Origin of the sequence: Polaribacter vadi (assembly GCF_001761365.1) — a bacterium.
Taxonomy (GTDB): domain Bacteria; phylum Bacteroidota; class Bacteroidia; order Flavobacteriales; family Flavobacteriaceae; genus Polaribacter; species Polaribacter vadi.
Map to the genome: position 1 here is coordinate 3,162,350 of NZ_CP017477.1, position 26,551 is coordinate 3,188,900.

The 26,551-nt window shown below is 29.7% G+C and carries 21 protein-coding genes; 9 read left to right on the plus strand and 12 right to left on the minus strand.

Features of this window, described 5'->3' with window-relative positions; genetic code table 11:
* Window positions 1-11: 11 nt before the first annotated feature.
* From LPB03_RS13690 to LPB03_RS13700, 3 genes are all read right to left on the minus strand, one after another.
* Window positions 12-1,040, minus strand: a complete 1,029-nt coding sequence (locus LPB03_RS13690; RefSeq protein ID WP_065320577.1) for a rod shape-determining protein — start codon at window positions 1,038-1,040, stop codon at window positions 12-14.
* Between the two features lie 73 nt (window positions 1,041-1,113).
* Complete coding sequence (purH, locus tag LPB03_RS13695) at window positions 1,114-2,640, minus strand: bifunctional phosphoribosylaminoimidazolecarboxamide formyltransferase/IMP cyclohydrolase (protein ID WP_065320576.1); 1,527 nt, start codon at window positions 2,638-2,640, stop codon at window positions 1,114-1,116.
* Window positions 2,641-2,991: 351 nt separating this feature from the next.
* Window positions 2,992-3,444 (minus strand): XrtF-associated fRMsr-like GAF protein, encoded by a 453-nt coding sequence (locus LPB03_RS13700; protein ID WP_065320575.1) that lies wholly within the window; start codon window positions 3,442-3,444, stop codon window positions 2,992-2,994.
* Between the two features lie 192 nt (window positions 3,445-3,636).
* On the opposite strand from LPB03_RS13700, the gene LPB03_RS13705 reads away from it, so the two are divergent.
* The 3 genes from LPB03_RS13705 to LPB03_RS13715 all read left to right on the plus strand — a co-directional run bounded on the left by LPB03_RS13705 (window position 3,637) and on the right by LPB03_RS13715 (window position 6,868).
* Window positions 3,637-4,035, plus strand: coding sequence for an HYC_CC_PP family protein (locus LPB03_RS13705; RefSeq protein WP_065320574.1), 399 nt, complete (start codon window positions 3,637-3,639; stop codon window positions 4,033-4,035).
* Between the two features lie 110 nt (window positions 4,036-4,145).
* Window positions 4,146-6,374, plus strand: coding sequence for a TonB-dependent receptor (locus LPB03_RS13710; RefSeq protein WP_083187371.1), 2,229 nt, complete (start codon window positions 4,146-4,148; stop codon window positions 6,372-6,374).
* Between the two features lie 83 nt (window positions 6,375-6,457).
* Complete coding sequence (locus LPB03_RS13715) at window positions 6,458-6,868, plus strand: heavy-metal-associated domain-containing protein (RefSeq protein ID WP_139059008.1); 411 nt, start codon at window positions 6,458-6,460, stop codon at window positions 6,866-6,868.
* A gap of 271 nt (window positions 6,869-7,139) precedes the next feature.
* On the opposite strand, the gene groL is transcribed toward LPB03_RS13715, so the two are convergent.
* From groL to miaB, 9 genes are all read right to left on the minus strand, one after another.
* The gene (groL, locus tag LPB03_RS13720) at window positions 7,140-8,774 is read right to left on the minus strand and encodes a chaperonin GroEL (RefSeq protein ID WP_065320572.1); all 1,635 of its coding nucleotides are present in this window, start codon (window positions 8,772-8,774) and stop codon (window positions 7,140-7,142) included.
* A gap of 125 nt (window positions 8,775-8,899) precedes the next feature.
* Window positions 8,900-9,175: a co-chaperone GroES gene (locus LPB03_RS13725; protein ID WP_065320571.1), complete on the minus strand. Its 276-nt coding sequence runs from the start codon at window positions 9,173-9,175 to the stop codon at window positions 8,900-8,902.
* Between the two features lie 196 nt (window positions 9,176-9,371).
* Entirely contained in the window at window positions 9,372-9,701 is a 330-nt protein-coding gene (gene secG, locus LPB03_RS13730) for a preprotein translocase subunit SecG (protein WP_065320570.1), read from the minus strand.
* Complete coding sequence (locus LPB03_RS13735; RefSeq protein WP_065320569.1) at window positions 9,698-10,450, minus strand: tetratricopeptide repeat protein; 753 nt, start codon at window positions 10,448-10,450, stop codon at window positions 9,698-9,700. The genes secG and LPB03_RS13735 overlap by 4 nt, the downstream gene beginning before the upstream one ends.
* 18 nt (window positions 10,451-10,468) lie before the next feature.
* A complete protein-coding gene (locus LPB03_RS16910; protein ID WP_262502096.1) occupies window positions 10,469-10,591 on the minus strand; it encodes a hypothetical protein in 123 nt (40 codons plus the stop codon).
* A complete protein-coding gene (locus tag LPB03_RS13740; protein ID WP_065320568.1) occupies window positions 10,569-11,063 on the minus strand; it encodes an LptE family protein in 495 nt (164 codons plus the stop codon). The genes LPB03_RS16910 and LPB03_RS13740 overlap by 23 nt, the downstream gene beginning before the upstream one ends.
* Before the next feature lie 73 nt (window positions 11,064-11,136).
* Entirely contained in the window at window positions 11,137-12,360 is a 1,224-nt protein-coding gene (locus LPB03_RS13745) for a sigma 54-interacting transcriptional regulator (RefSeq protein WP_065320567.1), read from the minus strand.
* Window positions 12,361-12,408: 48 nt separating this feature from the next.
* Window positions 12,409-12,903 carry a YcxB family protein gene (locus LPB03_RS13750; protein WP_065320566.1) on the minus strand — a complete coding sequence of 165 codons (495 nt, stop codon included), beginning with the start codon at window positions 12,901-12,903 and terminating at the stop codon, window positions 12,409-12,411.
* 70 nt (window positions 12,904-12,973) lie between these two features.
* The gene (gene miaB / locus LPB03_RS13755; protein WP_065320565.1) at window positions 12,974-14,428 is read right to left on the minus strand and encodes a tRNA (N6-isopentenyl adenosine(37)-C2)-methylthiotransferase MiaB; all 1,455 of its coding nucleotides are present in this window, start codon (window positions 14,426-14,428) and stop codon (window positions 12,974-12,976) included.
* A gap of 288 nt (window positions 14,429-14,716) precedes the next feature.
* Here miaB and glpK point away from each other — a divergent pair, with 288 nt between their 5' ends.
* The 6 genes from glpK (at window position 14,717) to LPB03_RS13785 (ending at window position 26,550) form a co-directional block, all read left to right on the plus strand.
* Window positions 14,717-16,207: a glycerol kinase GlpK gene (gene glpK / locus LPB03_RS13760; RefSeq protein ID WP_065320564.1), complete on the plus strand. Its 1,491-nt coding sequence runs from the start codon at window positions 14,717-14,719 to the stop codon at window positions 16,205-16,207.
* A gap of 139 nt (window positions 16,208-16,346) precedes the next feature.
* Window positions 16,347-17,087 carry an MIP/aquaporin family protein gene (locus LPB03_RS13765; protein ID WP_065320563.1) on the plus strand — a complete coding sequence of 247 codons (741 nt, stop codon included), beginning with the start codon at window positions 16,347-16,349 and terminating at the stop codon, window positions 17,085-17,087.
* 17 nt (window positions 17,088-17,104) lie between these two features.
* Window positions 17,105-19,897 (plus strand): helix-turn-helix and ligand-binding sensor domain-containing protein, encoded by a 2,793-nt coding sequence (locus LPB03_RS13770; protein ID WP_065320562.1) that lies wholly within the window; start codon window positions 17,105-17,107, stop codon window positions 19,895-19,897.
* Between the two features lie 251 nt (window positions 19,898-20,148).
* A complete protein-coding gene (locus LPB03_RS13775; protein WP_083187368.1) occupies window positions 20,149-23,220 on the plus strand; it encodes a SusC/RagA family TonB-linked outer membrane protein in 3,072 nt (1,023 codons plus the stop codon).
* A gap of 11 nt (window positions 23,221-23,231) precedes the next feature.
* Entirely contained in the window at window positions 23,232-24,857 is a 1,626-nt protein-coding gene (locus LPB03_RS13780; protein WP_065320561.1) for a RagB/SusD family nutrient uptake outer membrane protein, read from the plus strand.
* 106 nt (window positions 24,858-24,963) lie between these two features.
* Window positions 24,964-26,550 carry a glycerophosphodiester phosphodiesterase family protein gene (locus LPB03_RS13785; RefSeq protein WP_065320560.1) on the plus strand — a complete coding sequence of 529 codons (1,587 nt, stop codon included), beginning with the start codon at window positions 24,964-24,966 and terminating at the stop codon, window positions 26,548-26,550.
* Window position 26,551: the final 1 nt, after the last annotated feature.

Genomic DNA, 26,551 nt, shown 5'->3' on the forward strand with positions numbered 1-26,551 from the left:
ACATAATAATGCTAGTTCATTAATACGTTTTTGTATTTTTTTAATTCTTTTAAAGCAATTCCTGTTCCACGAACAACAGCTCTTAAAGGATCGTCTGCAACATAAACAGGTAAATCTGTTTTACGAGACAAACGCTTATCTAAACCACGTAACATAGAACCACCACCTGCTAAATAAATACCTGTATTGTAAATATCTGCAGCTAATTCTGGAGGAGTTTTAGACAATGTTTCCATTACAGCATCTTCAATTCTTAAGATAGATTTATCTAAAGCCTTTGCAATTTCTCTAAAAGAAACTTGTACCTGTTTTGGTTTTCCACTTAATAAATCTCTACCTTGAACCAACATTTCATCTGGAGGTGTATCTAAATCTTCAGTTGCAGCACCAATTGTAATTTTTATTTTTTCTGCAGTAGTTTCACCCACATGTAAATTGTGTTGAGTACGCATGTAATACATAATGTCGTTGGTAAATAAATCTCCAGCAACTTTTACAGATTGATCACAAACAATACCACCCAAAGCAATTACAGCAATTTCTGTAGTACCACCACCAATATCAATAATCATGTTTCCTTTTGGTTCCATAATATCAATACCAACACCAATTGCAGCAGCCATTGGTTCGTAAATTAAGTAAATTTCTTTGGCATTCATATGCTTTGCAGAATCTCTTACAGCTCGTTTTTCAACCTCTGTAATTCCTGAAGGAATACAAATAACCATTCTTAATGCAGGTGGAAATAATTTTTTCTTAATAGATGGAATTTTCTTTACAAACTCCTTAATCATTTCTTCTGATGCCTGAAAATCTGCAATAACTCCGTCTTTTAAAGGACGAATAGTTTTGATGTTTTCATGCGTTTTACCTTGCATTAAATTAGCTTCCTCACCAATTGCAATAATTTTACCAGTTAGTCTATTTCTAGCAACAATAGAAGGTGCATCAATAACCACTTTTCCATTGTGAATTATCAACGTGTTTGCGGTTCCTAAATCAATCGCAATGTCTTCCGTCATAAAATCAAAAAAACCCATAAATTTATCTTGTTTTGGAGTACTATATTCTTACAAATTTACTAAAATTAATCTTGTAAATCTGTTAATTTTATTAATGTTTAAAATGTCTTGTTCCTGTCATTACCATCGATATATTATTGGCATTACAATAATCGATACTTAACTGATCTTTTATAGATCCTCCAGGTTGAATTACGCTTTTTATACCAGCTTTATCAGCAATTTCTACACAATCAGGAAAAGGGAAAAATGCATCACTAGCCATTACTGCACCCTTTAAATCGAAACCAAAAGAGGTTGCTTTTTCTATAGCTTGTCTTAAAGCGTCAACTCTACTTGTTTGTCCTGTTCCACTTGCTAAAAGCTGATTATTTTTAGTAAAAACAATGGTATTTGATTTTGTATGCTTACAAATTTTAGAAGCAAATAATAAATCTTTTAGTTCGCTTTCAGAAGGTTTTGTGTTTGTAGCATAAGTTAAATCTGCTAAAGTATCTGTCTTAGAATCTTTATCTTGCACCAATAAACCATTTAAAGCAGTTCTTACATTTTGAGTTGGTAATTCTGTAGATTTCTGGATTAAAAGCACTCTATTTTTCTTTCCTTTTAAGATTGATAAAGCTTCATCAGCATATGAAGGAGCAATCACAACTTCACAAAATAATTTATGAATCTCTTCAGCAGTTGCAGCATCAATTTCTTTGTTTGCTATTAAAACTCCACCAAAAGCAGAAACAGGATCTCCAGCCAAAGCATCTAAATACGCTTGTTTAATTGTGCTTCTTTGTGCAAAACCACAAGCATTATTATGTTTTAAAACTGCAAAGGTTGGGTCTTCGCCAATAAATTCGTTCATTAAATTTACAGCAGCATCTACATCTAATAAATTATTATAGCTTAATTCTTTACCATGTAATTTATCGAACATAGCCTCTAAATCTCCAAAGAAATATCCTTTTTGATGTGGGTTTTCTCCATATCTTAATACTTTAGAAGTAGTTTGACTTGCTTTATAAACAACTTCATCTTCATTAAAATAATTAAAGATGGCAGTATCATAATGAGAAGAAACATTAAAAGATTTTGCAGCAAACTTTTTTCTTTGTTCTATGGATGTTTCTCCATTATTTTCTGATAAGATTGATAAAAACTCATCATATTGTTCCATAGATGAAACCGTAAATGTGTCTTTAAAGTTTTTTGCTGATGCTCTAATTAAAGAAATTCCACCAATATCAATTTTCTCAACAATATCTTGTTCAGGAGCTCCAGAAGCAACTGTTTTTTCGAACGGATATAAATCAACAATAACCAAATCTAATTGAGGAATGTTGTATTCTTTCATTTCAGCAACATCACCTTCATGATCTTGTCTGTTTAAAATTCCTCCAAATACTTTTGGGTGTAAAGTTTTTACTCTTCCTCCTAAAATTGATGGGTAAGAAGTAACATCTTCCACAGGAACCACATCAATACCTAATTCTTTAATGAATTTTTCTGTACCACCAGTAGAATAAATAGTAACATTTAAGTCATTTAGTTTTTGTACAATTGGTGCTAAACCATCTTTGTGAAATACCGAAATTAAGGCAGATTTAATCGTTTTTGAAGTGCTCATTTTTTGTTGAATTGTTAAGCACGCAAAACTACACAAACAATGAATGAATTACAATAAAAAGATAGTAACAAAATAGGGGAGTAGTTAACAAAAAAGAGTTTTCAGATTTCAGTTGCAGTTTAAAGTGCTATTTTGAACTTTATAAAAAGAGTAAGAAAATTAATTTCAATTCGAGTGTTCTTGGTACTTTTATGAAGATAAATACAATCTAATACACATTAATTTTCATTTAGTTTGTCATTCAGAAAGAATCTACGCGTATAATTTTAAACTCGTGAAATGCTTTCAGAATAACAAACTTTATAAAAAGAGTATCACTTATTTTTAATTCGTGAATGCGTGGCAAATAGTTTAAAACAACGTTGCAACTTGTTTACAAACATATTCTAATAATTCTTCGTCTTTTTCTGTAAACGTATTTGCTGTATGAGAATCAATATCAATTTGACCAATATTTTCGCCATCAACAAAAATAGGAATCACAATTTCAGATTTTACCTTCCAACCACAAGAAATGTAATTGTCTTGTTCAGTAACATCTTGCACCACAAAGTTTTTATTACTTACTGCAACTTGCCCACAAATTCCTTTTCCAAAAGGAATAATAGTATGTTCAGTTTCTTCGCCTGTATATTGTGCTAATTTTAATTCTTGTTTATTACCATTTATAAAGTAAAAACCAACCCAGTCGTAATAAGAAATTTCACTTTCTAAATAATCACAAATTGCTTGTAACTTGTTTTCTTTCGATTCTTTATTTGCTATAATTGTATCAATTTCTTTTGATAAAACTTCTGTATTCATGCCTAAAAATTTAACGACAAAAATAAATTATAAATCTTTACTTCTTGTTAAAATTTTCCAAGAATTTATATGTTAAAATAAATATTTTTTATCAAAATTAATATTGATAATATTTTAATTAGTGTATGGCATTACATCAATTTTATTTTAACAAATTGTTTTAAAATCTTATTGTAAATTTGCAAGACGATAATGAAACAATTTTTAACTAAAATATCATCTTTTACACTTGCGTTTTTAGTGTTGTTTTCAACCTTTTCTTTTACGGTTGATACACATTATTGTGGAGATTTTTTAGTGGATATTTCTTTTATTGGCGAATCTGATGCTTGTGGAATGAGTATGGAAAAGATTTCTGAAAAGAAAAGTTGTTGTAAAAATGAGGTTCATCAAATTGAAGGGCAAGATACATTGCAAACTAATAAAATTAAGAACATCACTTTTGAAAATCAACAGTTTTTAGCAGCTTTTTTTATTGCTTACAAAGATTTATTTGTAGAAGTTGATACTGAAAACAATTTCTATAAAAACTTTTCTCCACCTGATTTTTCTTTCGATTATCAGATTTCTTACCAATCTTTTTTAATTTGATTTAATTTTTTAACAATTAAATATCATCTTTTTAGATGATTAAAAGTCTTGTTATCAAATTAAATCAACATAAAGTGAAAAAATATATTTTAAATAGTTTCTTGCTATTTATGCCATTCATTCTACTTTCTCAAACTACATATAAAGGAATGATTATGGAAAAAAATAATCCTAAAGATAATTTGGGAATAGAGGGCGTTTCTGTACATTGGCTAAACACCAATGTAAGTGCAATTACCAACAGCAAAGGGTGGTTTACAATTACTTATAAACCTGAATATAAAAAATTAGTTGTTAATTATTTAGGGTATAAAACGGATACAATTACCATTAATAATTTGGAGCCAATTCACTATTTCTTAAAACCAGAAAGCGATTTGGAAGAAATTACGATTAGCACAAAAAGAAATCCGGTTCAAAAATCGTTTTTATCAACCACAAATATGTTTACAGTAAATGCAGAAGAATTGCTGAAAGCTGCTTGTTGTAATTTGGCTGAAAGTTTTGAAACAAATCCATCTATCGATTTAAGTTTTTCGGATGCCTTAACAGGAACTAGACAAATTGAAATGATTGGTTTAAAAAGTCCATATTTGCTAATTACGCAAGAAAACATTCCATCTATTAGAGGTGCAAGTCAGGTTTTTGGAATGACATTTACGCCAGGAACTTGGGTAGAAAGTATTCAAATTACAAAAGGAGCAGGTTCTGTAGTGAATGGTTTTGAGAGTATTTCTGGACAAATAAATGCAGAATTGGTAAAACCATTTTCTGATAATAAATTTTTCTTGAATGCTTATGGTTCTCAAATGGGGCGTTTTGAATTGAACACACATTTTAATGAACGGATTTCAGATAAATGGCAAACAGGTTTATATATTCATGGAAATTATACAGGTCAGAAGTTTGATAATAATGGCGATAATTTTTTAGATAGGCCATTATCTAACCAGATAAATGTAATGAATAGATGGCAATTTACAGATGCAGAAAAAGGTTGGGTAAGTTTTATAAATGTTCGTTTTTTAAATGATGAAAAACAGACTGGTGAAATCAATTTTAATCCATCAACAGATAGAGTTTATCCAGAAACTATATTAACTGGAGATGAATTATGGGGAAGTGAAATCGACACAAAACGTTTTGATACTTCTGTAAAATTAGGGTATGTATTTCCAGAAATGCCTTATCAAAGTTTGGGTTTTCAAACAGCTTATAGCAATCATCAACAAGATTCTTATTTTGGCTTGAATGTATATGATATTCAGCATGAAAGTTTATATTCTAAATTACAATTAAATTCAATTATTGGCGATACAAGAAATCAATTTAAAACGGGTTTATCTTTTACATATGATAAATATGATGAATTGGTAAACACAACAAATTACCAAAGAAAAGAAAATTCTTTAGGAGCATTTTTTGAATATGAGTTTGATAATTTAGAGAATTTTAGTTTATCAGCAGGTATAAGAATTGATACACATAATTTGTTAGGTACTTTTATTACGCCACGTTTGCACGTAAGATATGTTCCTTGGGATAGAGGAGTTTTTAGAGCATCTGTTGGAAGAGGAAAAAGAAGTGCAAATATTTTTGCAGAAAACCAGCAATTGTTTGCAAGTTCAAGACAAATAAATGTAGATAATATTGGTGGAAATATCTATGGATTAAATCCAGAAATTGCTTGGAATTATGGAGTTTCTTACATGCAAAGATTCAACATATTTGAAAAAAATGGAGATATTACGTTTGATTTTTATCAAACAGATTTTCAAAGCCAAGTTATTGTAGATTGGGAAAATCCACAAGAAATTTCTTTTTATGATTTAGATGGTAAAAGTATTGCGAATAGTTTTCAAGTAGAAGTAAATTACGAACTAGTAAAGAGCTTTAATCTAAGAACAGCTTATAAATATTTTGATATTTCTACAGATTATAAAAGTGGTACTTTGCAAAAGTCAATACAGCCAAAAGATCGCTTTTTTGCCAATTTATCTTATGAAACTGAATTAACAGAAAAGGAATCTCAGTGGAGGTTTGATGTTACCTATAATATTATTGGAGAACAACGTTTGCCAAACACAAGTTCAAATCCTACTCAATATCGATTGCCAGAAAATGTAGGATCTTATCAATTGTTAAACTCTCAAATAACAAAAGTATTTTCAAATAAATTTGAAGTATATATTGGAGGAGAAAATTTAACAAATGTGCAACAACCAAATCCTATTTTAGGAAGCGATGATCCTTTTGGTGCAAATTTTGATACTACAATTGTGTATCAGCCAATTTTTGGAAGATCTATGTATGCAGGATTACGATTTAAAATAAAATAGTCCACATAGTGGAATTAAATAATTTAATATAAAAAAAATAATAAAAAGATTTCTGTTTATTAGAAATCAAAAAATCAATAAAAATGAAAAAAATATTTATAACATTAATAGTGATCTTGGTAGGTTTTACAATACAAGCTCAAGAAATAAAAAAAGATAAAAATGCAAAAGTATCTATAAAAGTAGATGGTATTTGTGGCATGTGTAAAAAGCGAATAGAAACTGCAGCTTTAAAAACTAAAGGTGTAAAATTTGCTTTGTGGAGCCCAACAACCCATCAATTAAATTTGATTATGGATGAACGTAAAACGGATTTGAAAGCTATTCAAGACAATATTTTAGATGTTGGTCATGATATTTTATTAGAAGATGATAAAAAAATTATAGCGAAAGATGAGGCTTATAATTCTGTGCATCCTTGTTGTAAATACAGAGATGAAGAAATTATAAAAACCCATGAAGGAGAGTTGAAAAAGGTTAAAAAACAAGAGTAAAAATTACATCAAATTTTATAATTTATAAAAATCGATAGTGATACAAAATCTATTTTTGATATTAGCTTTTCTTTAAGTGGTTTATATTTCAATATATTTTAAGACATACATTAAGATTAGATAAATTAGACTTAGTCGTTTTTATAAAATATAACTTATCATAAATAAAAAATCCGTTAGAAAATTAATTCTAACGGATTTTTTATTTTTTTAGAAATAAATTAAGTTACTCTAAAGCAAGAGTAAATTAATTATCTATGGCGATTCGCCATTACATCATACCTGGCATTCCACCACCCATTGGAGGCATTCCACCACCAGCGTTTTCTTCTTTAATATCTATCAAAGCACATTCTGTAGTTAAAATCATTCCTGCAACAGAAGCTGCATTTTCTAAAGCAACTCTAGTTACTTTTTTAGGATCTATAATTCCAGCTTCTAACATATCTACATATTGTTCAGATTTTGCATCATAACCAAAGTTCTTTTTACCTTCTAAAACTTTGTTGATTACAACAGAACCTTCACCACCAGCATTTTCTACAATCGTTCTTAAAGGCGCTTCAATTGCTTTGTTTACAATTTGTACACCTGTAGTTTCGTCTAAATTTTCAGTAGCTAATTTCTCTAAAACTTTCTTAGCACGTACAAATGCAACTCCACCACCAGCAACAATACCTTCTTCAACTGCAGCTCTTGTAGCATGTAAAGCATCATCAACTCTATCTTTTTTCTCTTTCATTTCTACTTCAGAAGCAGCACCAACATATAAAACTGCAACACCACCAGCTAATTTAGCCAAGCGTTCTTGAAGTTTTTCTTTATCGTAATCAGAAGTAGTTGTTTCTATTTGCGCTTTGATCTGATTTACTCTAGTTTTAATCGCTTCAGGATTTCCAGAACCATTTACAATTGTAGTATTGTCTTTGTCAATTGTAATTCCTTCTGCAGTTCCTAATAAATCTAACGTTGCGTTTTCAAGAGAAAAACCTCTTTCTTCAGAAATTACAGTTCCACCAGTTAAAATAGCGATATCCTCTAACATTGCTTTTCTTCTGTCTCCAAAACCAGGAGCTTTTACAGCAGCAATTTTTAATCCACCACGTAATTTATTAACGACTAAAGTAGCTAAAGCTTGTCCATCTACATCTTCAGCAATAATTAATAAAGGTCTTCCTGATTGAGAAACTGGTTCTAAAATTGGAAGAATTTCTTGTAAGTTAGAAATCTTTTTATCGAACAATAAAACATACGGATTTTCTAAATCTGCAATCATTTTATCTGCATCAGTTACAAAGTAAGGAGATAAATAACCTCTATCAAACTGCATACCTTCTACAACATCTACGTATGTTTCCATACCTTTTGCCTCTTCAACAGTAATTACACCTTCTTTACCAACTTTTGCAAAAGCAGTTGCAATTAAATCTCCAATAACATCATCGTTATTTGCAGAAATTGCAGCAACTTGTTTTATTTTTTCTGATGAGTTACCAACCTTTTGAGCTTGCTTTTCTAAATCTGCAATAATTGCAGCTACAGCTTTGTCAATTCCACGTTTTAAATCCATTGGATTTGCGCCAGCAGCAACGTTTTTTAAACCTTCTTTTACAATTGCTTGTGCTAACACAGTTGCAGTTGTAGTTCCATCTCCAGCTAAATCGTTGGTTTTAGACGCTACTTCTTTTACCATTTGTGCTCCCATGTTTTCTAAAGGATCTGCTAGCTCAATTTCTTTTGCTACAGAAACACCATCTTTAGTAACTGTTGGTGCTCCAAAAGATTTAGAAATAATTACATTTCTTCCTTTAGGTCCTAAAGTTACTTTTACTGCATTTGCAAGCGCATCAACTCCACGTTTTAAGCCATCTCTAGCTTCTATATCAAATTTTATATCTTTTGCCATTGTTTAAATTGTTTAAAGTTCCGAGTTTCAAGTTTCAAGTTTTCCACTCAGAATTAATAGTTTATGTAAGTTTTATTCATTCAAAAGTTGCTACTGAAAATTACAACTGCGAACTGAACACTTTTTTAGATGATCGCTAAAATATCAGATTCACGCATCATTAAATAATCAGTTCCATCTAATTTTAAATCAGTTCCCCCATATTTACCATACAAAACAGTGTCTCCAACTTTTACAGTTAAAGGCTCATCAACTTTACCATTACCAACTGCAACTACAGTACCTTTTTGTGGCTTTTCTTTTGCGTTGTCTGGTATAATTAATCCAGAGGCTGTTTTTGTTTCTGCTGGTGCAGGTTCTACAAGAACTCTATCTGCTAAAGGTTTAATGTTTAATCCCATATTTTTATAAATTTTAACCTGTTTAAAACAGGTAGGTTAATTAATTAATTTTTACATGTAATATTAGTCAGAAATTGTGCCATCAACCTAAAACTGACAATTTTACTTTGAATGATTTTTTAAGCTAAATTAAGTGTATAAAAAAATGCCAACGTGTCATTTACGTTGGCATTTATGTTATATGTCACTAAAAAAATTAGTTGATTGTATCGTTTGTTGCTGGAGTGGAAGTGGTGTTTTCTATAGGAGCTGTTCCTTCTAGAGTTCTATCCAAATTTACATCATTTTCTCCACCTCTAGGAATAGCGATGTTTGATAATAAAATTAATGCAAACATTGCAATTGCCAACGTCCAAGTTGTTCTATCTAAAAAATTATTTGTGTTTTGCACTCCACCTAAAGATTGTGCTCCTCCACCTCCAAAAGAAGAAGATAATCCTCCACCTTTAGGATTTTGTACCATAACAATTAATATTAAGGCTATGGCTACAAATAAAATTAATACTATAAATACTGTATAACTCATGATTTATTTTTTTGTAAAATTTGTATTCTTTTAATTTGGTCTGCAAAGAAACCACTTTTTTCTGGATATTTCAAAATTAAAATTCTATATGCTTGTATTGCATTTTCGTATTTTTTTTGCTCTAAATAAACTTTTGCTAAAGTCTCTGTCATTAAAGAGGAGTCTTGTTTGTTTTTAGTAATAGAAACTGAAACACTTTTGTCTTTAGCAAGAGGCTCTATCTTAGGATTATTCTGAATAAATTTCTCTATAATTTGCTGATTTTCATTGCTATTATTTTCTTCAGAAACCTCTCTGATAATTGGTTTTTTAGTAGATAATTGTAACCATTGATTAAAAGAGTAATTTTCAGAACTTGTAAAAGAAATTGGTTTGCCAACCTGTAATTCGTTTTCAACTTTTTCTACGGATTTTTTTTCAATAGCACTTTTTATATTGATGCTACTTTTAGAAGTTTTCTCTTCAGAAATCTTTTCGATTAATTTTTGATGAATTTCTTTTTCTGAAGTATTGAATTCTTTAGAGATGATAAAATCGAATAAAATAGTTCTATCAGTTGTGTAAGCTGCAGTTGTTTTTAATTCATTATTATATTTAAAACTATCTTGATTTTTTAATCCTTTTAAATATAAAGTTCTTGCTGCTTGAAAATAAGGAAATTCATCTACAACCGTTTTTAATTCGGCAGTTTCTACTTGCTGAATAGGTTGTTTTTTCTCTAATATATTGATGAAACTATCTTTTTTCAATTTTGATTTTTTACTTTTTTATTCCAACTTCCAACTTCCAACTTCCAACTTCCAACTTCCAACTTCCAACTTCCAACTTCCAACTTCCAACTTCCAACTTCCAACTTCCAACTTCCAACTACCACTTTGCGACAGTAGCATTAAAAATATCTTGGGTAATTCTTTCTATAATTTCATCTAAGGCAGTTTCTAAAACACCACCAACCAATTGTGCATTTGCTGCAAAATCTGCATAAAAAGAAAAGTTTTTTTCAAAGTCATCTTTTTCATTTAATCTGTTTTCAAAACGGACATTTATAGTAACAGTTAATCTGTTTTGAGCTGCAGTTTGATCTGCAGTTCCACTCATAGGTGTAACTCTATATCCCGTAATTTCACCACTTAAATGTAAATCTGCTTTCGAGTTTGTAAGTGTTAAGTTTGTTTGACGAGTATACAAATCTTGCAAATCGTTGGTAAAACGTTGTGTTAAAACGGGTTCTACTAACTGTGCTTGATTTGGAAAAAAATCAATTTGAATTGAATCTGCATTCGTATTTACTCCAGAAAATCCATAAGCACCACAACCTATAAAAGTGGCTATTATAATAAGGGATAAAATTATTTTCTTCATAATTTATTGTTCAAAGTTCAAAGTTCAAAATTTCGAGTATCAATGAAAACTCGGAATTATAAATCTTGAATTATTAAAGATCGTATTGTTTAATTTTTCTATATAAAGTTCTCTCAGAAATCCCTAATTCTTTCGCTGCTAATTTACGTTTATTGTTGTTTTTTTCTAAAGATTTTTTTATCATTTCAATCTCCTTTTCTTGTAAAGATAAAGATTCGTCTTCTTCAATAGTCTCAATAAAATCATAATCTTTATCAGTAGAAGAATTTTGAGGAATATTCATCACTTCAATATCACTGTCTTTTAATTCTTTATTGCTGTAGATTTTTTCTAATAAATGGTGGTTTTCCTCTTGAACCTCTTCAATGTTTCCATTCCTCATTAAATCTAACGTCAATTTTTTTAAATCGTTGATATCATTTCTCATATCAAACAAAATCTTGTACATGATATCGCGTTCTGTAGAAAAATCATTTTCTTTTTTACTACCAACCACTGCTGGAAAATTACCTTTATTATTAGGCAAGTAATGTTGTAGTTTTTGTGCAGAAACCACTCTTTCTTCTTCAATTACTGAAATTTGTTCTGCTAAATTTTTAAGCTGACGAATGTTTCCTGGAAAACGATAATTTAATAGAATAGCGACTGCATTTTCATCTAAACGAATGGAAGGCATTCTATATTTTTGAGCAAAATCTGCTGCAAACTTTCTAAAAAGTAAATGAATATCTTCATTTCTATCTCTTAAAGCTGGTAAATGAATTTCTACAGTACTTAATCTGTAATATAAATCTTCTCTAAATTTTTCTTTATTAATTGCATCCTGCATGTTTACATTGGTTGCAGCAACAATTCTAACATTCGTTTTTAATACTTTGGATGAACCTACTTTTATAAACTCACCATTTTCCAACACGCGTAACAAACGTACTTGGGTTGTTAAGGGTAATTCACCAACTTCATCTAAAAAAATAGTTCCACCATCAGCAACTTCAAAATATCCTTTTCTGTCTTGTGTTGCACCTGTAAAAGCACCTTTTTCATGTCCAAAAAGTTCGCTATCTATAGTTCCTTCTGGAATTGCACCACAGTTTACAGCAATATATTTTGCGTGTTTTCTGTGTGATAATGAATGTACTATTTTCGGAATATTTTCTTTACCAACACCACTTTCTCCAGTTACCAAAACAGAAATATCTGTAGGGGCAACTCTAACCGCTTTTTCTAAAGCTCTGTTTAAGTGAATATCGTTTCCAATAATTCCAAAACGTTGTTTTAATGCTTGTATGTTTTCCATTTAGCCGCTTTTAATTTCCCTAAAGGGGAAAAATACTCTTGTGTTATTTTAAAAGTTCAAACTTTTTATTAAAAGTTTGAATTCATTCAATTCTTCTATTGTAAAGAAACTCTTATTTATATATGAATCTAAACCACTAATATTTTTCAAAACAAAATATTTTTTATATTCTTTAATAGATTTTATTTTGTTCCATTCTGTGAAAAATTGAACAGATTTACTACTGCTTGAAATTCCTTTATTATTATAAACAATTATTGTTTCTTCCTTTAATAAATAATTTTTATCAAAACTTTTTTTCAATCCAATATAGAATCCAAAAGGAAATATCAGAAAGACTATAAGTGGAAAAATTATATTGGTTGTAGGTATTCCACTTTCATAAATACTTTTGTTGAAAACATATAATATATTAAAAATTAGCATTCCACTAGCCATTAATAATACTAACCAGGTTCCCCAAGATTTAAATATTTTCTGTTTTACAGGTAATATAAAGTCCTTAAAAGAGTAGTTTACCTTAATTTTTATTTCTTTTTCCATTATTTAAATTAAAAATAAATTTCATAATATTGGAGTTCCTTCCCTTTGGGAAGGTTAGGATGGGCTGTTTTTAATTATTTTCAGAATACCCAACAACAGTTCCTTTTAAAGTAGCTGATGTACAATCTTCAATTTTAACCATTACAAAATCACCTAATTTATAATCACCTTTATCAAAAACAGCCACTGTATTTTGCGTATTTCTTCCTTTCCATTCATTAGGATTTTTCTTTGAAGTACCTTCAATTAAAAACTCTTCTATTTTTCCTAAATGTTGTTGTGTTCTAAATAATGCGTGTTCTTGTTGTAAGTCGATAATTTCCTGTAAACGTCTTTTTTTGATAGCAAAAGGCACATCATCCTCCATTTTGTTACCTGCTAAAGTTCCTGGTCTTTCAGAATACGCAAACATAAAACCAAAGTCGTATTTTACATATTTCATCAACTCTAAAGTATCTTGATGATCCTGTTCAGTTTCACCACAAAAACCAACAATCATATCTTGAGATAAAGACATTTCTGGAATAATCTTAAAAATGTTATCCACCAATTCCATATATTCTTCACGAGTATGTTGTCTATTCATAGCTTTTAACATGGCATTACTTCCACTTTGAACAGGTAAATGCAAATATTTACAAATATTTTTATGTTTAGCCATTACATGAATTACATCTAAACTCATATCTTGAGGATTAGATGTAGAAAAACGAAAACGTGTTTTTGGAAATTTTGTAGCACACATATCTAGCAACTCTGCAAAACCGATAGCAGTTGCTTGTTGCATTTCAGAAGCTTTTTTAAAGTCTTTCTTTAAACCTCCTCCATACCATAAAAAGCTATCTACATTTTGTCCAAGTAGTGTAATTTCTTTAAAGTTTTTATCAACCATTTGTTGAATTTCCTCTAAGATACTTTTTGGATCTCTACTTCTTTCTCTTCCTCTTGTAAAAGGAACCACACAAAAAGTACACATATTGTCACAACCTCTTGTGATAGACACAAATGCAGTAACTCCATTAGAATTTAATCTTACAGGAGAAATATCTCCATACGTTTCTTCTTTAGATAAAATAACATTTACAGCGTCTCTGCCTTCGTAAACTTCTTCTAGTAAGTTTGGTAAATCTTTGTAGGCATCTGGCCCAACAACTAAATCAACAATTTTTTCTTCCTCTAAAAATTTTTCTTTTAAACGTTCAGCCATGCATCCTAAAACACCAACTTTCATGTTTTTGTTTACTTGTTTTACAGCATTATATTTCTGTAATCTTTTTCTGACTGAAGTCTCAGCTTTTTCCCTGATTGAACAGGTGTTTACCAAGACCAAATCTGCTTCTTCTAAAATATTTGTGGTGTTATACCCCTCTTTATCTAAAATTGCAGCAACAATTTCACTATCATTCATATTCATTTGACAGCCATAGCTTTCAATAAATAGTTTTTTAGTGTTTTCCTTTTTATTTTCAGTAATCAACGCTTTTCCCTGAACTTTTTCGTCAATAACTTTTTCAATTTGTTCCATAATAAAAAAATGAACTGCAAATATACAACCAAAATTGAAAAATAAATGACATATTGGCAGAAAACAAAAATTTACTTTTAATTAAGTTATGTTCATTCTTTCTGTTTAAAATTTATAGATTTGAGAGTTAAATAAATTCGATTCTCAAAAAAAACTACTATTTTAGTTTTATTGATTGCTTTTTGTAATAAAAAAAACAATTGAAAATTTTTTAAACCTTATCTTTTAAAAATTAAAATAAGAATTTCTAGAAAAAAACTGAAACTATAAACCTGAAACAATTAAAAAATGAGCAAATATATTTTAGCATTAGACCAAGGAACAACAAGTTCTAGAGCCATCGTTTTTGATAAAAAAGGAAAAATTAGATCAGTCGCTCAAAAAGAGTTTACTCAGATTTTTCCACAACCAGGTTGGGTAGAGCATGATGCTGTAGAAATTTGGTCTACACAAGCAGGAGTTGCTGCAGAAGCAATTGCAAGTAAAGGTTTAGAAATGGAGAATATTGCAGCAATCGGAATTACAAATCAACGTGAAACTGTGGTTGTTTGGGATAAAAATACAGGCAAACCTGTTTACAATGCGATTGTTTGGCAAGATAAAAGAACTTCTGATTATTGTGATGAATTAAGAGCAGCTGGAAAAGCGGATATGATTACCGAAAAAACAGGTTTAATTGTCGATTCTTATTTTTCTGGAACCAAAGTAAAATGGATTTTAGATAATGTTGAAGGCGCAAGAGAACGTGCAGAAAAAGGAGATTTATTATTAGGAACCATCGATACTTGGTTAGTTTGGAATTTTTCTAAAAAGAAAAAACACATTACAGATGTTACAAATGCCTCTAGAACCTTATTATTCAATATAAATACAATGGCTTGGGATGATGAATTGTTAGAATTGCTAACAATTCCAAAATCGATGTTGCCAGAAGTAAAGCAATCAAGTGAAATTTACGGACATACAAAGTCCACTTTTTTTAACTGTAATATTCCAATTGCAGGAATTGCTGGAGATCAACAAGCTGCACTTTTTGGGCAAATGTGTACCAAAAAAGGAATGGTAAAAAATACGTATGGAACAGGTTGTTTTATGTTGATGAATATTGGAGACAAGCCCATAAAATCTAAAAATAATTTATTAACCACAGTTGCTTGGAAAATCAACAATAAAACAACGTATGCTTTTGAAGGGAGTGTTTTTATTGCTGGTGCTGCAGTTCAATGGTTAAGAGATGGTTTAAAAATAATAAGAAACTCATCTGAAGTTGAAGCGTTAGCAAATTCAGTAAAAGATTCTGATGGCGTTTATTTTGTGCCATCATTTGCAGGTTTAGGTGCTCCATATTGGAATCAAAAAGCACAAGGAACAATTTTTGGGTTAACAAGAGGTACTACAGATGCGCATATTGCAAGAGCAACTTTAGATGCTATTGCATATCAATCTATGGATATTTTAAAAGCGATGGAAGCTGATGCTGAAATTAAGATTAAAGAACTTAGAGTTGATGGTGGAGCTACTGTAAATAATACATTAATGCAGTTTCAAGCAGATGTTTTAAACACAAAAACGATTAGACCAAAAGTGGTGGAAACTACAGCAATGGGTGCTGCTTTTTTAGCAGGTTTAGCAGTTGGTTTCTGGGAAAATGAACAAGAAATTCAAGAAATTTGGCAAATAGATCAAGAATTTGAACCAACAGAAGAAAGAGAAAAAATAGATAAGAATATTAAAGGTTGGTATAAAGCAGTGAAAGCTTTAGAATTTTGGACTAAATAGGGTTTTCTTTAATAGAGAAAATATAGAACAGAGAACAGAGAACAGAGAATAGAGAAGAGAAAGAAGAGAAAAAGAGAGCAGTAAAATTTCGCTTTTTTTAACAAAAACAAGAATCATTATAAATCTAAAGGCTAAATTGATGACACCATTTATAGCAGAAATTATAGGAACTTTTTTATTGATCCTTTTAGGAGCAGGAGTAGTTGCAAACGTAGTTTTAGAAAAAACAAAATCGAACGATTTAGGTTGGATGGTTATCACAACTGCTTGGGGCTTTGCTGTTTTTGTAGGTGTTTCTGTTGCTGGGCCAATTAGTGGAGCACATTTAAATCCAGCAGTAAGTATTGGTTTGGCAGTTGCAGGAAAATTCGATTGGAGTTTGGTTTTAGAATATGTAATTGCTCAATTTATTGGAGCAATGTTAGGTGCCTTTTTTGCTTGGCTAATTTATAGAGATCATTTTAAAGCCACTGAAAATGGCGACTTAAAGAAAGCTATTTTTTGTACATCACCAGCAATAAGAAATTATTCCAGCAATTTAATTAGTGAGATTATTGGTTGTTTTGTGTTGGTTTTTGTGGTTTTATATTTTACAGACGCTAATTTAAATGATGCTGAAAATGGTATAATTCCTATTGGTTTAGGATCTTTAGGTGCTTTGCCTGTTGCTATTTTGGTTTGGGTTATTGGTTTATCTTTAGGAGGTACAACTGGTTATGCCATAAACCCTGCAAGAGATTTGGGGCCAAGAATTATACATGCAATTCTACCAATAAAAAATAAAGTTTCTAATGATTGGAGCTATGCTTGGATTCCTGTTTTAGGGCCAATTATTGGAGCAGTTTTAGCAGCTGGTTTATTTTTGATATTATCAACCTAAAAATATATAGAAAAAAGATGAGTTTTAAAAAGAATCTATTTTTACTCTTTTTTTTTATTTCTGGTCTTTTAATTGGGCAGGAAATTCCACCAATTTTAAAATTTCAACCAGAAGATTATAGGGCTGAGAATCAAAATTGGGCCATAACTCAAAATAAGAATAAAACCATATTTGTTGCAAATAACGAAGGTTTATTAGAATATAATGGAGCAATATGGACACTGAATCCTTCTTCAGACAATACTGTAATTAGATCTTTGTTAGCAGATGAAGATAAAATTTATAGTGGATCTTATATGGAATTTGGTTTTTGGAAAAAAGATCAAAAAGGAATTTTAAACTACAAATCCATTTCAAAAAAAATAGAAGACAAGCTTTTTGAGGATGAAAATATTTGGAATATAAAAAAATATCAAAAATGGATTTTATTTCAATCATTACATCGCATTTATTTTTACAATATTGAAACAGAAGAGATAAATTATCTCACAGATTTTAATAATTACTATCGAATTTTTGAGATTGATGCTGTTATTTATATCTTTAAAAAGGATGGATCTTTAGTGAAATTAGAAAACGGAAAAGAGGTTTTAATTACTTTTTTTCCAGAAAAGTACAATGTTAAACTGGTTTTAAATCTTTTTAAAATTGATAATGATTTCTTAGTTTTAACAAGAAGTGAAGGTTTTTTTCTTATTGAAAATGGTAACGTAAAAAAATGGGATGCACCTGTAAATCAAGAATTTAAAAAAGATCAAATATTTTGCGGAATTCGTTTAAAAGACAACTCTTTTATGTTAGGCACAATTTCAAATGGAGTTTTGCATATTTCATCAAAAGGAGAGGTAATTAATAGAATAGATCAAACTGTTGGTTTAACAAATAATACAGTATTGTATTTATATGAAGATGAAGATGGCAATGTGTGGTCGGCTTTAGATAATGGAATAAATTGCCTAAATAACCAGTCTTTTATAAAAGAATTTAATGATGATGATGGTCATTTTGGAACAACATATTGCTCTTTAAGTTTTGATGATAAAATTTATATTGGTACAAATCAAGGGCTTTTCTATAAGGCAAAAAACACAAACGAGCCTCTAAAAAAAGTATCAGGAATTACAGGTCAAATTTGGTCGCTATTTGCTACAAATGGCGATTTGTTATGTGGTCATACTTCAGGAACGTATCAAATTAAAAATAATACAGCTTTAAAAATTACCGATTTTTCAGGAACTTGGAATTTTAGAGAAATTCCTGAAAAATCAAATTTAATTTTACAAGGGCATTACTCAGGAATGAGCATTTTAGAAAAACAAAATGGTATTTGGAGCTTAAGAAATAAGTTAGAAGGTTTTCAAAACTCTGCTCGTTTTTTCGAATTGATAAACTCAAAAGATGTTTTTGTAAATCATGAATATAAAGGAGTTTATAAATTGGTTTTTGATGATGATTATCAAAACTTTAAAGAGAATAACTTATTGTCGACTGTAGAAAAAGGAAAAGGTTCTGGTTTAACAAAATACGATGATAACCTTCTTTATAGTTATAATAAAGGTGTTTTTAGATTAAATCCGTCAACAAATAATTTTGAGAAAGATTCAGTATTTAGTTCGCTTTTCTCTTCTGATGAATATGTATCTGGAAAACTAATTAGCGATAAAAATAACAAGCTCTGGTCTTTTAATAAAAGCACTATTAGTTATTTGGAAAAAGGACCTATCGAAAATAAGTTTAGTATTAATTTCATTCCTGTTCAAAGTTATTTAAGGAAAACGACTGTTAGTTTTGAAAATATATCAAACGTTTATAATAATAGTTACTTGATAGGAAAAACAAACGGTTATTTGCTTTTAGATTTAGATAAGAAACAAGATTTTGCACATAAAATTTATTTAAATAATATAATTCTAAAAAATGCTGATACTTTAGGAGTTAATTTACAGAAAGCTGGTGATTTTAAAGCGGATCAAAATTCGATTGAATTTCAGTTTAGTAGTCCTGTTTATAACAAATACGAGTTCATAAATTATCAATATCAAATAAATGATACAAACTGGATAGATTTAGGAAATACATCTTCTTTAAATTTTGAAAATTTATCTTTTGGAACTTATGAAGTAAAGCTAAGGTCTACTATTGCAAATAATTTATCAGACAATACTATTAGCTATACTTTTAGGATTAATCCGCCAATTTATTTTACTACAACAGCAATTGTATTATATATTTTACTCTTTTTATCAATTGTGTTTTTTGTTCATAAATTTTATAAAAAGCATTATAGAAAACGTCATAAAAAATTAGTTGAATATAATTTTAGACAGTTGGAAGTTCAAAAAATTAAAACAGATCAAGAAGTTATTAAGTTAACGAACGAAAAGTTAAGCCAAGAAATTGAAAGTAAAAATAGAGAATTGGCAATTTCTACAATGAGTATTATTAAAAGAAACGAGTTTTTAAGAAGTATTAAAAAGGAATTAAAACAAAACCCACAAATAGATGATTCAAACCCTATTTATAAATTAATAGAGAAAAATTTGAACAGCACAAAAGATTGGGACTTTTTTAAAGAAGCTTTTAATAACGCAGATAAAGACTTTTTAAAGAGAGCAAAAAAACTACATCCTGACTTAACACATAACAACTTAAAATTTTGTGCATATTTAAGATTGAACTTAACTTCTAAAGAAATTGCACCTTTATTAAATATCTCTGTGAAAAGTGTAGAAATTAGAAGATACAGATTAAGGAAAAAGTTAAATTTATCTTCAAAAACCAATTTAACCGATTATATTTTGAGTATTTAAGCAATAATACACCTCTACATTACCTCTACATTTTTATATATTTTATTTTTATGCTATATTTAAAATGCTAATTTCCCTTTATTTTATAGTGTTTTTTATCATATTGATAATAAGTAGGTTTTTTGTAAAGGTTAAATTAACACTACATACTTCAATATAAACATATATTTGATTCTAAGTTAATGTTATGTTAATGTCGTTACAATTAGACGTTCATAATTTCGACAAAAAATTAAAACCAAAAATTATTTATGATGGTCAAATCAATTAATCAAAGAAAACAAATAGTTGTTGCTTTCTTGTTCTTTTTTGCATTCAGTATTTCAGCATTCGCACAAAAAACAATTAAAGGAACAGTTTTAGATGAGTCTGGCATGCCTTTGCCTGGAGCATCAGTTTCTATAAAAGGAACAACAAAAGGAACATCCACAAATTTTGATGGAGAATTTTCATTAATAGTTAGTGAAAATGCAAAAACTTTAATTATAGCTTATTTAGGGTATAAAACTAAAGAAGTTGCTATTACAACAGACCCTATAAAAGTTACTATTTTACCTGAAGAAAATGCTTTAGATGAAATTATAGTTGTTGGTTATGGAACTAGAAAAAGAAGCGATTTAGTGGGTGCTGTTGCAAAAGCAGATTTATCGAAAGCAACTGCAACTCCAACTTCAGATGTAACAGAAATGTTAAGAGGTAGGGTTTCTGGTTTACAAGTAGATGTTGGTGGAGGTTCTTTAAGACCTGGAGGAACATCAGAAATCTTACTAAGAGGTAGAAGTTCTATAGAAGGTAATGTAAGTGGAATTTATGTGGTAGATGGTATTATTAGAGAAGGTGGTATCGAAGATATAAATCCTGATGATATAGAATCTATCGAAGTTTTAAAAGATGCTTCTGCACAGGCAATTTATGGTGCAAAAGGTTCTAATGGTGTAATTTTAATTACAACTAAAAGAGGAGGAAATAATAAAGTAAACGTTTCTTATCATGGTTTTTTAACCACTAAAAAATTGGAAAGAAATTTTGATGTTTACAGTGGTCAAGAATTTGCTCAATTAAGAAGAGAAGCAGTAAGGTCTACAAATGCAAATGACGCGTATTCAGATGATGCAGATATTTTTAGTGCTATAGAATTAAATGCTATCAATAATAACGAATTTGTAGATTGGGAAGAAGAATTGGTGGCTCCAGGTATTGTAAATAGTCACTCTTTAAGTATTGTTGGAGGTACAGAAATTACTAAAGTTTACGGAAGTATTAGTTATTTTAACGAAGAAGGAATTATACCATCATCTAACTATACAAGAAAAAATTTACGTTTAAATGTAGATCAAAAAATTACAGATAAAATTTCTGCTAGGTTTGATATTAACCTTCTTAATGATTTATCTGAAAGAGCTGCAAATGTAAATGTTATTACAACATCTCCTTTAGGAAGAGCTTATAATGATGATGGAACTATAACGCGTTTTCCAAGTGGAGAAGATGGAACAGCTGTTAATCCTTTATGGAATTTAAGAGAACAAGACCATGATGAAAAAGGAAACGATTTTGTGGTAAATTTTATACCAACATATCAAATTACAGATGATTTAAAATATCAGTTAACAACTTCTTTAACAAGAAAATCTTCAGAAAGAGGTCAATATCAATCTTCTTTAAGTAGTTCTGGAGATTCAGATAGAGGAATTGCTAGAATAGACAATCAGTTAAGAGAAGCGTTTTTTATTGAAAACATTCTAACCTATAACAAGGAGTTTAATTCAGATAATATTTTCAACTTAACATTGGTGCAAACCATGGATGAGAATAAGTATACACAAACTTTTACAGAAGGAAGAGGTTTTCCAAACGAAAGTTTAGGATATGATGGAATTACAAATGCTATTGGAGGTGTAGATGTTTTTCGTAATAAAACAAAGACAAGAAATTTATCTTACATGGCTAGAGCTCGTTACGATTTTCTAAACAAATATCAAGTAGTTGGTACTGTAAGAAGAGATGGTTCTTCTGTAAATGCAGCAGATTTTAAATGGACTACAAACCCAGCAATTGGTCTTTCTTGGAAAGCACATAATGAGGAATTTATTCAAAATTTAGAGAAAATTCAAGAATTGAAGTTAAGAGTAACGTATGGTTCTTTAATTAACTCTTTAAGTACACCTTATACTTCTTTATTTACTGCAGAAGGTCAAAACTATGTTTTTGATGGTGAATCTGCATCTGGGTATTCACCTTCTGTGGTTTTACCAAATCCAAAATTAGAGCATGAAAGAATAACAACGTTAAATATTGGTTTAGATTTTTCTATTTTCGATAGGTTTTTATCTGGTAGTGTAGAATATTATGATCAAGTAACCTCTAATTTATTGTTGAGAAGAGGAGTGCCATCTACAACAGGTTATCAATTTACATACTTTAATGCAGGTGAAGCTAAAAACTCTGGTTTAGAATTAAGTTTAACTGCCAATTTAATAAATAATGATGATTTTAAGTGGTCAGTTTCTACAATTTGGTCTAACAACAAAAATGAATTATTATCATTATATAATGATGGTGATGGAAATGCGATCTTAGAAGATGATGCTTATAATTATTATGTTGGGCAACCAACCAATGTTTTAAGACAATATCAATTTGATGGTATTTGGCAAGAAGGTGATGATTTTGCAAATGCACCACAAGCTAATCCAGATTCTGCACTTACGCAAACAGATTTAAGACCTGGAGATATTAAAGTTAAAGATACAAATGGTTTGGATGCAGAAGGAAATTTAACAGGAATTCCTGATGGCAAAATAACACAAGAAGATCGAGTTTTTACAGATCCAAATCCAGATTGGTTTGCATCTTTTTCTTCTACAATGCAGTATAAAGGTTTCGACTTATTTTTAGATTTTTATGCTGTAGAAGGAGCAACAAAAGTAAATCCATTTTTATCAGACTTTAATAATGGAGGAACTATTTCAGGAAAATTAAATGGAGTTAAAGTTCCATATTACACTCCAGAGAATCCTTCAACAACATTTCCTAGAGCAAATTTTGATGCTGCCCCTCAATACTTAAATTCTTTAGCAATTAAAGATGCATCTTATTTAAGATTAAGAACAGTAAGTTTAGGATATACTTTGCCAGATGCAGTAACTTCTAAATTACAGTTAGATCAAATTAAAGTATATGTTACTGGAACCAATTTGTTTACAAATACAGATTATATTGGGTATAGTCCAGAGGTAAATATTAGAAGTACATTTTCTAATGCAGACACAGGATATCCAGATGCAACAGCGTTTACTTTTGGAGTAAAAGTTAAATTATAATACAAAACATCATGAAAAATAATATTATGTATTCAAAAATTAAAAAAAGCACACTATTACTTGCAGTTATGTTTTTAGTAGTATCATGTGATGGTTATTTAGACGAACAACCAACCACATTAATAGATGCAGATTATATTTATACTACAGAAGATGGTTTAAAATCTGGTGTAGTTAGTTTGTATAAATTCGATAGAGATCGTTATGATAGAAGCACAGAAGATTATATGGGTGCTGTATTAATGCAATCAAGATCAGACTTAACGTTTAGTAGATCTGGTTATACAGGATTAATGGGTAGATATGAAAGAGGAATCTCTCCTGTAGATTATGGTTCAAACCTTGCATCAACCTTGTTTTGGAAGCATTTTTATAATATGACTAATAAAGCTACAGATATTATAAATGCAGCTGAAGTTGTAGAAGGTGTAGATACTGCTACAAAAAATCAAATAATTGCAGAAGCAAAATTTTTTAGAGCTCATTCTTATTTCTTTTTATATAGAATGTATAATAATATCTTTGTAACCACTAAGTCTGTAACTGTAGAAAATGCTTTTGATGTTGTAGAAACAAGTTCTACAAAAGAAGAAATTTTCTCTTTAATAAACAGCGATTTACAATTTGCGGTAGATAATTTACAATGGAATGTTAGTTTTGGAAGAATCTCTAAAGGAACTGCAAAACATGTAAAAGCAAAAGTTGCAATGTGGCAAGGTGATTGGGCTGAAGCAAAAAAACAAGCTTTAGATGTTATCGAAGATCCAATGAGTCCTCATAGTTTAGTGGCAACAACTGCAGATGTTTTTAAAGGTGATAAAAATAATTCAGAGCAATTATATGTTATCCAAACAGATAATGAACTTTTAGGAGGAGGAGATGTAACCATGATGAATGCAAATTTTGTAACGCAATATTTTCAAATACCAGGTATTGTAGAAGATTTAGAGCAAGGAGGAAGAGGTTTCTCAAGAGTTATTCCAAATAATTATTTGCTAGATTTATTAGCAGAAGATCCTAATGATACTAGAGATGATAATACATACTTTAGATTAAATTATTTTTATAACGATGTTAATAATTTGCCTGCAGGTAAAAATGTAGGAGATGTAATTGATATTTATAAACCAATATCAGCAGCAAATCCAGATGGAGATCAATATCAAAGATATTTTCAAAGGTTGCACCCTTCTTGTGTTAAATTTAATGAAGAAGATGATGATGCAACATCATATAGAAATAGAACAAGTGCTTTGGTGTACAGGTTAGCAGAAACATATTTAATTGCTGCAGAAGCAATAATGCGTTCTTCAGGAGATCCTTTACCATATATTAATGCTGTAAGAACTAGGGCAAATGCAGCTCCAGTAACCACAATTTCAGAACAAATAATTTTAGATGAAAGAGCTAGAGAATTATCTTTTGAAGGTCAACGTTGGTTTACATTAAAAAGAATGGGTCAAGAGGTTATCAATCGTCAAATTAGAACGTATGCTGGAGCTGGAGATTTCTATCCTGCCAATTTAGGTTCTAAAGATCCAAGAACAAACTGGCAAGATCATTTTATTAACTGGCCTATTTTTCAAGAAGATTTAGATCTTTTAGGACCAAATTATCCTCAGAATTTAGGATACTAAAATTTATAAAATAATACATTTATTTAAGATGAGTATCGAAAATAGAATTCCTATTATTTTTTCGATACTCTTCTTTATTTGGAATTTTTTTCTTTAATTTTTACATATGCGTTTTTTATCAATACTTATAATAACTCTCTTGTTTTTTTCTTGTGATAGTACTTTACCAGAAAAAAAGATAGATTTTGCAGATAATCCTGTTGTTGCTCACAGAGGAGCTTGGAAAACTAAAAACCTGCCTCAAAATTCAATTGCATCTTTAAAGGAAGCAATCAATTTAAAATGTACTGGAAGTGAATTTGATGTTCGAATCACCAAAGACAATGTTTTAATTGTAACGCATGATAAAGAGTATAACAATTTAATTATCGAAGAAACCAATTATAAGGAATTAGCTAAAACAACCCTTTTTAATGGAGAAAAACTACCTACTTTAAAAGAATATTTGTTAGCAGGAATGCAAAATAATGTTGCAACAGGTTTGGTTTTAGAAATTAAACCAAGAGCCACAAAAGAAAAAAATAATATTATTGTAGATAAAATTTTGGCTTTAGTTGATGAATTAAAAGCAGAAAACTACATCCATTCTTACATTAGCTTTAGTTTAGATATTTTAAAAAGAATTGCAGAAAAAAAGCGAACTGCAAAAACACAATATTTAGATGGATCTAAATCTCCAGAATCATTAAAAAAATCAGGAATTACAGGTCTGGATTATATCATTTATAAATTAAAAAATAAGGAGCAATTTATTAAAGAAGCAAAAAAAATAGGAATCACTTTAAATGCTTGGACAGCAAATTCTATAGATAATATAGATTGGTTGTTGGCAAACAAATTTGATTATATCACTACAAATGAGCCAGAATTAGTTTTTCAGAGGATAAAAAAATCGCCAATTAAAAAAGGATACTCATTAGTTTGGAGTGATGAATTTAATTATAAAGGCAAACCAGACCACACAAAATGGGGTTATGATTATGGTTTTATTGCAAATGAAGAAGAACAATATTATACAGATAGTTTAAAAAATGCGAGAGTAGAAGGTGGAAAATTAATTATCGAAACTCACAAAGAAACAATTATCAATAAAGATTATGGCAATCCAGAATTTTTAAAGAAAAGTTGGAAAAAATATGCAGCCGAACGTAAAACAGCAAAATATACAGCTGCAAGATTAACCACAAAAGACTTGGCTTCATGGAAATATGGACGTTTTGAAATTAAAGCAAAACTTCCAGAAGGTGTAGGTTTATGGCCTGCAGTTTGGATGTTAGGAGAAAATAAAACTGAAGTTGGTTGGCCAGAAGCTGGTGAAATTGACATTATGGAACATGTTGGTTTTAATAATGATACCATTTTTGGAACTGTACACACAAAAGCATACAATCATAATAAAAAAACAGAACAGGGTAGAAGCATTTTTATTGATAAACCTTATGATGATTTTCAAGTTTTTGCTTTGGAATGGACTCCAGAAAAAATGGATTTTATTTTAAACGACACTGTTTATAATACCTTTAAAAACGAACATAAAACAACTGCAGAATGGCCTTTTGATCAACCATTTTATTTAATTTTAAATGTTGCAGTTGGTGGGATGTTAGGAGGTCAAAAAGGAATAGATGATTCCGTTTTTCCTCAGCAAATGGTTGTTGAATATGTTAGAATTTATCAAAAAGAAAAGGAATAAA

Coding starts and splice junctions, on each gene's coding strand:
- LPB03_RS13715 (WP_139059008.1), top strand. CDS start 6,458: ATGAAAAAAATATTTATAACATTAATAGTGATCTTGGTAGGTTTTACA.
- LPB03_RS13750 (WP_065320566.1), bottom strand. CDS start 12,903: ATGGAAAAAGAAATAAAAATTAAGGTAAACTACTCTTTTAAGGACTTT.
- LPB03_RS13765 (WP_065320563.1), top strand. CDS start 16,347: ATGACACCATTTATAGCAGAAATTATAGGAACTTTTTTATTGATCCTT.
- glpK (WP_065320564.1), top strand. CDS start 14,717: ATGAGCAAATATATTTTAGCATTAGACCAAGGAACAACAAGTTCTAGA.
- LPB03_RS13770 (WP_065320562.1), top strand. CDS start 17,105: ATGAGTTTTAAAAAGAATCTATTTTTACTCTTTTTTTTTATTTCTGGT.
- LPB03_RS13785 (WP_065320560.1), top strand. CDS start 24,964: ATGCGTTTTTTATCAATACTTATAATAACTCTCTTGTTTTTTTCTTGT.
- purH (WP_065320576.1), bottom strand. CDS start 2,640: ATGAGCACTTCAAAAACGATTAAATCTGCCTTAATTTCGGTATTTCAC.
- LPB03_RS13780 (WP_065320561.1), top strand. CDS start 23,232: ATGAAAAATAATATTATGTATTCAAAAATTAAAAAAAGCACACTATTA.
- LPB03_RS16910 (WP_262502096.1), bottom strand. CDS start 10,591: ATGCTACTGTCGCAAAGTGGTAGTTGGAAGTTGGAAGTTGGAAGTTGG.
- LPB03_RS13745 (WP_065320567.1), bottom strand. CDS start 12,360: ATGGAAAACATACAAGCATTAAAACAACGTTTTGGAATTATTGGAAAC.
- LPB03_RS13710 (WP_083187371.1), top strand. CDS start 4,146: ATGCCATTCATTCTACTTTCTCAAACTACATATAAAGGAATGATTATG.
- LPB03_RS13705 (WP_065320574.1), top strand. CDS start 3,637: ATGAAACAATTTTTAACTAAAATATCATCTTTTACACTTGCGTTTTTA.
- LPB03_RS13740 (WP_065320568.1), bottom strand. CDS start 11,063: ATGAAGAAAATAATTTTATCCCTTATTATAATAGCCACTTTTATAGGT.
- secG (WP_065320570.1), bottom strand. CDS start 9,701: ATGAGTTATACAGTATTTATAGTATTAATTTTATTTGTAGCCATAGCC.
- LPB03_RS13700 (WP_065320575.1), bottom strand. CDS start 3,444: ATGAATACAGAAGTTTTATCAAAAGAAATTGATACAATTATAGCAAAT.
- LPB03_RS13775 (WP_083187368.1), top strand. CDS start 20,149: ATGATGGTCAAATCAATTAATCAAAGAAAACAAATAGTTGTTGCTTTC.
- groL (WP_065320572.1), bottom strand. CDS start 8,774: ATGGCAAAAGATATAAAATTTGATATAGAAGCTAGAGATGGCTTAAAA.
- LPB03_RS13690 (WP_065320577.1), bottom strand. CDS start 1,040: ATGGGTTTTTTTGATTTTATGACGGAAGACATTGCGATTGATTTAGGA.
- LPB03_RS13725 (WP_065320571.1), bottom strand. CDS start 9,175: ATGGGATTAAACATTAAACCTTTAGCAGATAGAGTTCTTGTAGAACCT.
- miaB (WP_065320565.1), bottom strand. CDS start 14,428: ATGGAACAAATTGAAAAAGTTATTGACGAAAAAGTTCAGGGAAAAGCG.